The 8,844-nt window shown below is 69.1% G+C and carries 4 protein-coding genes; 1 reads left to right on the top strand and 3 read right to left on the bottom strand.

The window, feature by feature from the left end:
- Positions 1-694: 694 nt before the first annotated feature.
- Positions 695-2,632 (top strand): M23 family metallopeptidase, encoded by a 1,938-nt coding sequence (locus tag ACT6XY_RS13970; RefSeq protein WP_444748931.1) that lies wholly within the window; start codon positions 695-697, stop codon positions 2,630-2,632.
- A gap of 3 nt (positions 2,633-2,635) precedes the next feature.
- Here the strand turns inward: ACT6XY_RS13970 and trmFO are convergent, their stop codons facing one another.
- The 3 genes from trmFO to clpB all read right to left on the bottom strand — a co-directional run bounded on the left by trmFO (position 2,636) and on the right by clpB (position 8,723).
- The gene (gene trmFO / locus ACT6XY_RS13965) at positions 2,636-4,051 is read right to left on the bottom strand and encodes a methylenetetrahydrofolate--tRNA-(uracil(54)-C(5))-methyltransferase (FADH(2)-oxidizing) TrmFO (RefSeq protein WP_444748930.1); all 1,416 of its coding nucleotides are present in this window, start codon (positions 4,049-4,051) and stop codon (positions 2,636-2,638) included.
- Between the two features lie 44 nt (positions 4,052-4,095).
- Positions 4,096-6,033 (bottom strand): hypothetical protein, encoded by a 1,938-nt coding sequence (locus tag ACT6XY_RS13960; RefSeq protein WP_444748929.1) that lies wholly within the window; start codon positions 6,031-6,033, stop codon positions 4,096-4,098.
- 92 nt (positions 6,034-6,125) lie between these two features.
- Entirely contained in the window at positions 6,126-8,723 is a 2,598-nt protein-coding gene (clpB, locus tag ACT6XY_RS13955; RefSeq protein WP_444748928.1) for an ATP-dependent chaperone ClpB, read from the bottom strand.
- Positions 8,724-8,844 lie beyond the last annotated feature (121 nt).

Genomic DNA, 8,844 nt, shown 5'->3' with positions numbered 1-8,844 from the left:
TAGCACTGCCGAAGTCTCGTCTTGACCGACCTGTTACCAGACCGGTCCGCAAGAACTCCGCCGCCTACGTTTCTCTTTCCCATATTCAGTTGTCAAAGAACCGGAACCCGGAGGCTCCCACCCAAAGGGCGACTGAAACCCGCCTTCCAACCCGGAGGCCGGAAGCACCATGCACCAGAAGGTGACTGAGAAGCTTCAGAGACGCAGAACCGGGCCGGTCAAAGCGCGGCGCCGCGTCGATGGGCGGTTTATAGGCCAGGCCCGTTCGAACTGTCAACACGGTTCCGGAAAAAAATGACGGCCCGACGACAGAACCCTGCCGACAGGCTGATCCGGGACCCACTGTTCACGCCCTCAGGTCCTTGATTGAACGGCCCAATCGGCGATTCGACAAGGACTTTTCCACAGGGCGCGCTGCGCTGCGCCGGGGTCAACGTGGGTCGTGGGCCGGGGTTCCCTCCCACGTGCGCGCGCGTCCCGATCTTCCCGACATCACCGCCGACGGGTGTGGCCCCCTCCCCGCCAGCAGCTCCCGCCCGCGCGGCCGGACCGCACCGTCCAGCCCTGAGGACGCCACATTCGTCCAGCCTTTCTCGCGCGGGCGGTTGCTTGACGGATGCGGGCCGGGCGGGCAACGTCCGCCGCGCCTCGCCGCCCGCGGACCGCCCGCTGGGATCGCTCGGAGATTTTGCGTTTGCTTCTGTCAGGCCGATCGACGCTGTCCCACAACGGCGGCCCCAGCGCGACGCTCGGGGACGAGGCGCCGCTGTCGAGCGACGGCAGCGAGCGCCGCGGCATCGAGGCTCGCCGCGTCAACGTCCGCTGGCTCTCGGGCACGGTCCTCACAGGGCTCTGCGGCGCGGGCCTCATGGGCGGCGCCGTCTGGGCCGCGCTCGAGAACCCGACCCGCCCGCCCGCTCCCGCCGAACTCGTCCAGCCGCTGACCCGCACCCACGGCCCCGCTTCGGATCGCCCGACCAACACCGCCCGCAAGGGCGACCGCCTCACCCCGCTGGCCGATCTCTTCTCCTCCTCCAAGCAGACGATCCGCGTGTCGCAGACCTCGCGGGTCGGCGATCGCGAGATCATCCGCGTCCGCCCGCACATCCGCGTCGTCGCCAATCTCGTCCAGACATCCAGCGGCAATTACGAGATTCCGGAGTTCAACCCGCTGCGCCTCCTCGCCGGCGACACCACCGAACAGCGCGCCGAGGAACAGGCGCCGGAGACGGACGGCGAGGTCACGCTCGTCATGCGCGACATCGCCTCCCTCCCCCCGCAGCAGCGCACCATGATGACGCTGTCGACCGAGGAGATCCTCGGCCAGGTGCGGGAGGCGGCGAGCCAGGCCGATCTCGCCCTGCCCCTCGCTCTTCCCGCCGGCGGCGTGCTCACCCCGCTGCGCCCGCGCGGTGCCGCTCTCGATCCGGACGACCCCAACGTCGTCACGGTCGCCAAGCGCGCGGCCGAGGCCGCAGCCGAGGCCGCAGCCCCCGACCGCACCGTCATCGCCAAGACAGGCGACACCATCACCTCGATCCTGCTCGAACTCGGCGCCGTGCGCGACGACGTCCGGCTCATTGCCGCAGCCTTCACCCGCGGCGGCCGCGAGATCACCCTGCGCGACGGCCAGCGCATCCGCGTGCTGTTCTCCCAGGGCCCCTCCGGCCGCAACCAGCCGGTACGCGTCATCCTGGTCGGCGAGCGCGGCGCCCCCGAGGCCGCCGTCGCCCAGACCGACGAGGGCCGCTACGTCGCGGTGGAGGATCCGGCCGAGGCCGTCACCGTCACCGACGACTCCGAGGAGGACGACGAGGGTTCGGGCCTTCGCCTCTATGCGGCCATCTACGAGACCGCCCTGCGCCAGGAAATCCCCCGGCCCATCGTCGATGAGCTTATCCGCGTCTTCGGCAACGACGTCGACTTCTCCCGCCGCGCCGGCTCCAACGATCTGTTCGAGGTCCTCTACGCCTCCGACGACGAGGGCGAGGCGGGCCGCGGCGACATTCTGTACGCGTCCATCACCACGGGCGGCGAGACGCGGCGCTACTACCGCTTCCATTCCACCGCCGACAACGTCGTCGACTACTACGACGAGCAGGGCAAGTCGGCCCGCAAGTTCCTCATCCGCAAGCCCATCGCCGGCGGCCAGATGCGGTCCGGCTTCGGCATGCGGCGCCACCCGGTCATGGGCTATTTCAAGATGCATTCCGGCGTCGACTGGTCCGACCGCATCGGAACGCCCATCGTCGCCGCCGGCAACGGGGTGATCTCCAAGGCGAGCTGGTCGGGCGGATATGGCCGGCGCGTCGAGATCGAGCACCCGAACGGTTACACCTCGACCTATTCGCACCTCTCCGGCTTTGCCCGCGGCATCACCGAGGGCGCACGCGTCCGCCAGGGCCAGGTGATCGGCTATCTCGGCAATTCCGGCCTCTCCACCGGACCGCACCTCCACTACGAGGTGATGGTCAACGGCCGCTTCGTCGATCCGATGCGCGTGCGCGTACCGCGGGGCCGCGAGCTGGCCGGTCCGATGCTCGCCGCCTTCCGCACCGAGCGCGAGCGCATCGACAACCTGATGACGCGGGACCGCGCCGAGACCCGCGTGACGGCACAGACCGGGCGCTGAGGCCTATTCCGCGGCGAGACGCGCGTTGCCGCCGAGCCAGGCGTCGAAATCGGCGAGCGCCCGCGCACTCAGCACCTTCTTGCGGGCCTGGCTCTTGGCGGAGCCCTTCAGCCGCTGGCCGTCCGGCCCCTTGGTCGGCACGCCGGAGACCGGCGGGAACAGCCCGAAATTGACGTTCATCGGCTGGAAGGACCGCGGCCCCTCGTCGATGGTGACGACGTGGCCGCCGGTGATGTGGTTGATGAGGGCGCCGTGCGCGGTCGTCGCCGGCGGCAGGGTCGGCACGCGCCCGAGTCGCTCGGCAGCCGCGAAACGGCCCACCATGCCGCCGATGGCGGCGCTCTCAACATAGCCCTCGCACCCGGTGATCTGGCCGGCGAAGCGCAGACGCGGCTCGGCCTTCAGGCGCAGCGTCTCGTCCAGCACTTTCGGGGAATTGAGATAGGTATTGCGGTGGATGCCGCCGAGCCGGGCGAACTCGGCCTTCTCGAGGCCCGGGATCATGCGGAAGATCGCGGCCTGCTCGCCATATTTGAGCTTGGTCTGGAAGCCCGTCATGTTGAACAGCGTGCCGAGCTTGTTGTCCTGGCGCAGCTGGACGACGGCATAGGCCTTGACCGTCGGATTGTGCTTGTTGGTGAGGCCGACCGGCTTCATCGGACCCCAGCGCAGCGTCTCGCGGCCGCGCTCGGCCATCACCTCGATGGGCAGGCACCCGTCGAAATAGGGCGTGCCCTCCCATTCCTTGAACTCGGTCTTCTCCGCCGCCAGCAGCGCGTCGATGAAGGCCTCGTACTGGTCCCTGTCCAGCGGACAGTTGATGTAGTCGGCGCCCGTGCCCCCCGGCCCCGCCTTGTCGTAGCGCGACTGGAACCAGGCCTTGTCCATGTCGATGGAATCGAAATGGACGATCGGCGCGATGGCGTCGAAGAAGGCGAGCTCCTTCTCGCCCGTGAGCCCGCCGACGGCGGCGGCGAGCGCGGGCGATGTCAGCGGCCCCGTGGCGATCACGACGCTGTCCCAGTCGGGCGGCGGCAGGCCGGCGACCTCCTCCCGCACGATGGTGACGAGCGGATGGGCCTCGAGCGCCGCGGTCACGGCCTGGGAGAAGCCGTCGCGGTCGACGGCGAGCGCCCCGCCGGCCGGCACCTGATGGGCGTCGCCCATCTTCATGATGATGGAGCCGGTCCGCCGCATCTCCGCGTGCAGGAGGCCGACGGCGTTGGTCTCCGCATCGTCCGAGCGGAAGGAGTTGGAGCAGACGAGCTCGGCGAGCCCTTCGGTCTTGTGGGCCTCGGTGCCGCGCACGGGCCGCATCTCGTGCAGCACGACGGGAACGCCGGCCTCGGCGATCTGCCAGGTGGCCTCGGAGCCGGCGAGGCCGCCGCCGACGACATGGATGGGGGCGATCTGTGTCATGCCGGGTCTTCTAGGGCGCAGAGGCACCGACGGCAAGGCAAGGCTCACAGGGCAAGCGTCTCGCCGACCGCCAGGTTCCGGCGGGTGCGGTTGACCTCCCGGCAGGCATCCACGCCGAGCACCGCCAGCTTCAGCGCCCGGATGTGGGGGGTGCGGTCGCCGAGTGGCTCCTCGGGCTTCCAGTAGTGGGTGTGGTTGAAATATCCGCCGGAGATCGAGGTTTCCAGCGGCACGTTCATCGTGCCGGGCGAATGCGCCGAGGGGATCGGGCCGCCGATGAAGTCGCCCCTCACCGCATGGCGCTGGGCGAAATAGAGATTGGTCCAGGCCGTCAGCGCGAACATGGCGGAATGCTGCAGGCGCGGACGCACCGGCGGCATGCCCGGGTCCTGGTTCTTCGGCGCGAAGAGCACGCGCCCGTCCTCCCCCGGCGACAGCGTCGGAGGCGCCACGGGAAACTCCCGGAGCAGCACCTTTTCGCGGAGCGCCTCGTCGGTCCCCGGCTCCGTCATCAACAGGGCCGCGTGGGTGAGCGGACTCCCCATCGTGACGAAATCGCTGATGCGCCAGGGCGAGGCGACCGGCTTGCCGCCGTCCAGCGTCACCTGCTCGCGGGTGAAGATCGCGAAGGCCTCGCGCACCTTGGCCTGGTATTCCGCGGCGGAAAGCCCCCCTCCGGTATCGAGCCTTTCCCAGTCGAGGCCACCCGCGGTCGCCGCGACCGCATAGGTTCCGCCGGAGATCGCATGCTCCGGCAGGGCATCGATCTCCGCGAAGGCCGCGATGACCTCGTCGGTGAGGCGCGCCTTGGCCATCTGCTCCACGAAGAAGGCACGCAGCACGTCGTAGGCGATCACGGTGCCGAGGCTATGGGCGACCACCACGATGCGGTCGTAGCGGGGGACACCGTCGCGCGAGCGCTGGTCGTGCAGATCCTGGAGGACCTGAAGGCCGAGCTTCCGGATGCGGTTGCGCGCCTCGATATTGTCCGGGGCATCGCGCAGGTAGCGGGCGCAGTCACCGACATAGGGCACGAGGAACACCCAGGCGAGAAAGACGAAGAGCGTGAGAAAGACGAGCAGCCAGAGCGTCGTCGGTGGATGGCCGAGCGTGAGGAGCGCCACGTCGAGCAACCGGCCGTCGACCGGCCAGGCCGCATCGCCGAAGCCGAAAAGACTCCAGAACGGACCCCAGAGCGCGACGAAGAGAGCAAGCCCCGCCGTGCCGACGAGGCCGTACGCCGTGGCGACGGGACCGAGAAACATGACGAGGCACGCCATCGCCGGAACCAGTGTCAGCAGCGCCAGCGGATGCCAGGCGGCGATCGCGGCGAAGACGGCGAAGAGGCTCGCGAGGCCGACGCCCGTCTCCCGACCCTTCTTGAGCCCGAAGGTCGCGAAGGCCCCGACCAGGGCGCCCATCACCAGGAAAGCGACGGCAGCCTGGGGCGCGGCATTGCCGGCGCGGGAGGCGACGTCGAGCCAGGACATACCGATGAGCCCTGTTCCCATTACCCAGAGCACATGGACCGCCGCCAGCAGGGCCGCGGTGAGGATCGTGACGGCACCGTACCAGACGCCCCGCGCATCCGCGGGGAGACTCGAGCGGTCGCGCTTGGCGAGGTCGCACAGCCAGAGCAGGACGGCGACGAACCGCGTCCCGGTCATCAGATGGGCCCAGTAGAGTTCGAAGAAGTCGTAGCGGCGCTTCTCGGTCATGCCGAGCGGCGGGGTCGTCACCGACTTGAGATCGAAGGACCCGTCCTCTCCCACATAGGGCTTGATCCACCGGGGAATGGCGCCCTTGCGCCGCGCCGCGTCCCGATCGGTCTCCGCCTCACCGAGAACGGCGTCCACCACGCCCAGCATGGTTTCCATCGGGCGCTGGTCGCCGATGCCGTGAAAGACCAGCACGGCCGTCCGCGAAGCGGGGGGAGGCGCCGTCTTGTCCGCACCCTTGGCGGCACCCGCACGAGAAGCCATCGCATCCCTCCACAGCACGAGACCGCCCGATCGGATATCCGAACGGGCGGTCTGGCAAGAGGGTTGTATTCCCGATGTGATGCAGCCGGGAGTTATTCGGCCGCCATCGCCTGTGCGGCGGGCTCGAAGATGAGCCGGTCGCCCGCGGCGGACGCGCCGACCCTGTCGCCGTCCTTGATCGTCCCGCCGAGGATCTTCTCGGCCAGCGGATCCTGGACGTATTTCTGGATCACGCGCTTCAGCGGGCGCGCGCCATAGGCGGGGTCGTAGCCCTTGTCGGCGAGCCAGGCCTTGGCGGCCGGCTCGAGGTCGAGGACGATCTTGCGCTCGTCGAGCAGCTTCTGCAGGCGCTTCAGCTGGATGTCGACGATGGTCGTCATCTGCTCCCGCTTCAGCCGGCCGAAGAGGATGATCTCGTCGACGCGGTTGAGGAACTCGGGGCGGAAGTGCCCGCGCACGATGGACATGACGCCGTCGCGCACCGCGTCCACCTCCTCGTTCTCGCCCTGCATGACCAGAAGCTCGGAGCCGAGGTTCGAGGTCATGATGATGAGCACGTTGCGGAAGTCGACCGTGCGGCCCTGCCCGTCCGTCAGGCGTCCGTCGTCGAGCACCTGGAGGAGGACGTTGAACACGTCCGGGTGCGCCTTCTCGATCTCGTCGAACAGCACGACCTGATAGGGCCGACGCCGCACCGCCTCGGTCAGCGCCCCGCCCTCGTCGTAGCCGACATAGCCGGGGGGCGCGCCGATGAGGCGCGAGACAGAGTGCTTCTCCATGTATTCCGACATGTCGAGGCGCACCATGGCCGTCTCGTCGTCGAACAGGAACTCGGCGAGCGCCTTGGTCAGCTCGGTCTTGCCGACGCCGGTGGGGCCGAGGAACATGAACGAGCCGATGGGACGGTTCGGGTCCTGCAGGCCGGCGCGGGCGCGCCGCACGGCGGTCGAGACGGCCTTCACCGCCTCGCCCTGGCCGACGACGCGGCGGGCGATCTCGTCCTCCATGCGCAGCAGCTTGTCCTTCTCGCCCTCCAGCATCCGGTCCACCGGAACGCCGGTCCAGCGCGAGACGACCTGGGCGACGTGGTCGGCGGTGACCGCCTCCTCGACCATGGCCTGCTCGTTCTGCTGTTCGACGGTGGCGAGCTCCTTCTCCAGCGCGGGAATCGTGCCGTAGGAGAGTTCGCCCGCCTTCGCCCAGTCGCCCTTGCGCTGGGCGTTGGCGAGGGCCGTGCGCGCCTCGTCGAGCTGCTTCTTGATCTCGGCGGCCCGGCCGAGGCTGTCCTTCTCCGCCTTCCAGCGCGCCGACATCTCGGCCGACTGCGCCTCGAGCGCGGCGAGGTCGGTCTCCAGCCGCTTCAGCCGGTCGCGCGAACCGGTGTCGCTCTCCTTCTTCAGCGCCTCCTGCTCGATCTTGAGCTGAATGATTCGCCGGTCGAGCTCGTCCAGCTCCTCGGGCTTGGAATCGACCTGCATGCGCAGGCGCGCCGAGGCCTCGTCGACGAGGTCGATGGCCTTGTCGGGCAGGAAGCGGTCGGTGATGTAGCGGTTGGACAGGGTCGCCGCGGCGACGATGGCCGAGTCGGTGATGCGCACCTGGTGGTGCTGCTCGTACTTCTCCTTGAGGCCGCGCAGGATCGAGACGGTATCCTCCACCGTCGGCTCGCCGACGAAGACAGGCTGGAACCGGCGTGCGAGCGCCTGGTCCTTCTCGACGTGCTTGCGATACTCGTCGAGCGTCGTCGCGCCGATGCAGTGCAGCTCGCCGCGGGCGAGAGCGGGCTTGAGCAGGTTCGAGGCGTCCATGGCCCCGTCCGCCTTGCCGGCGCCGACGAGGGTGTGCATCTCGTCGATGAACAGCACGATGCCGCCGTCTGACGAGGTGACCTCGGAGAGCACGGCCTTCAGCCGCTCCTCGAACTCGCCGCGATATTTCGCGCCGGCGATCAGCGAGCCCATGTCGAGGGAGAGGATGGACTTGTCCTTCAGGCTCTCCGGCACGTCGCCGTCGATGACGCGCAGGGCGAGGCCCTCCACGATGGCGGTCTTGCCGACGCCGGGCTCGCCGATGAGGACTGGGTTGTTCTTGGTGCGCCGCGACAGCACCTGGATGGTGCGGCGGATCTCCTCGTCGCGGCCGATGACCGGGTCGAGCTTGCCCTCGCGCGCCGCCTGGGTGAGGTCGCGGGCATATTTCTTCAGCGCGTCATAGGCGTTCTCGGCCGACGCCGAATCCGCGGTGCGGCCCTTGCGCAGGCCCTCGATGGCCGCGTTCAGCGCCTGCGGTGTGACCGAGGCGGCGGCCAGCGCCTTGCCGGCCTCGGTCTCCTTCTCCAGCGCCAGGGCGAGCAGCAGCCGCTCCGCCGCGACGAAGCTGTCGCCAGACTTTTCGGCCGCCTTCTCGGCGGTGTCGAAGACGCGGGCGAGCCCCTGGCCGAGATAGACCTGGCCGGCTCCCGAGCCCTGCACCTTCGGAATCTTCTTCAGCGCCTCCTCGGTCTTCTGAAGCGCCAGCTGCGGCTGGCCGCCGGCCTGCCGGATAAGGCCCGAGGCGAGGCCCTCCGTGTCGTCCAGCAGCACCTTCAGGAGGTGCTCCGGCTGGAACTGCTGATGGCCCTCGCGGAGCGCCAGCGACTGCGCCGACTGGACGAAGCCGCGCGAGCGTTCGGTGTACTTCTCGATGTTCATGCAGGTCACTCCTTTGCCCGTTCCGCTCGTCTCCGCTGAGCCCGAAAGGAAACGTCCGACCGATGGATTGCCGGCCCCGAAGGCACCGGCTTGCCGCGGATATGGGGGCCTCACGCGGCCG

Source organism: Phreatobacter sp. (genome assembly GCF_052440005.1).
GTDB lineage: Bacteria > Pseudomonadota > Alphaproteobacteria > Rhizobiales > Phreatobacteraceae > Phreatobacter.
The sequence above is the reverse complement of the archived record's forward strand: the minus strand, read 5'-3'. Positions and strand labels throughout refer to the sequence as shown.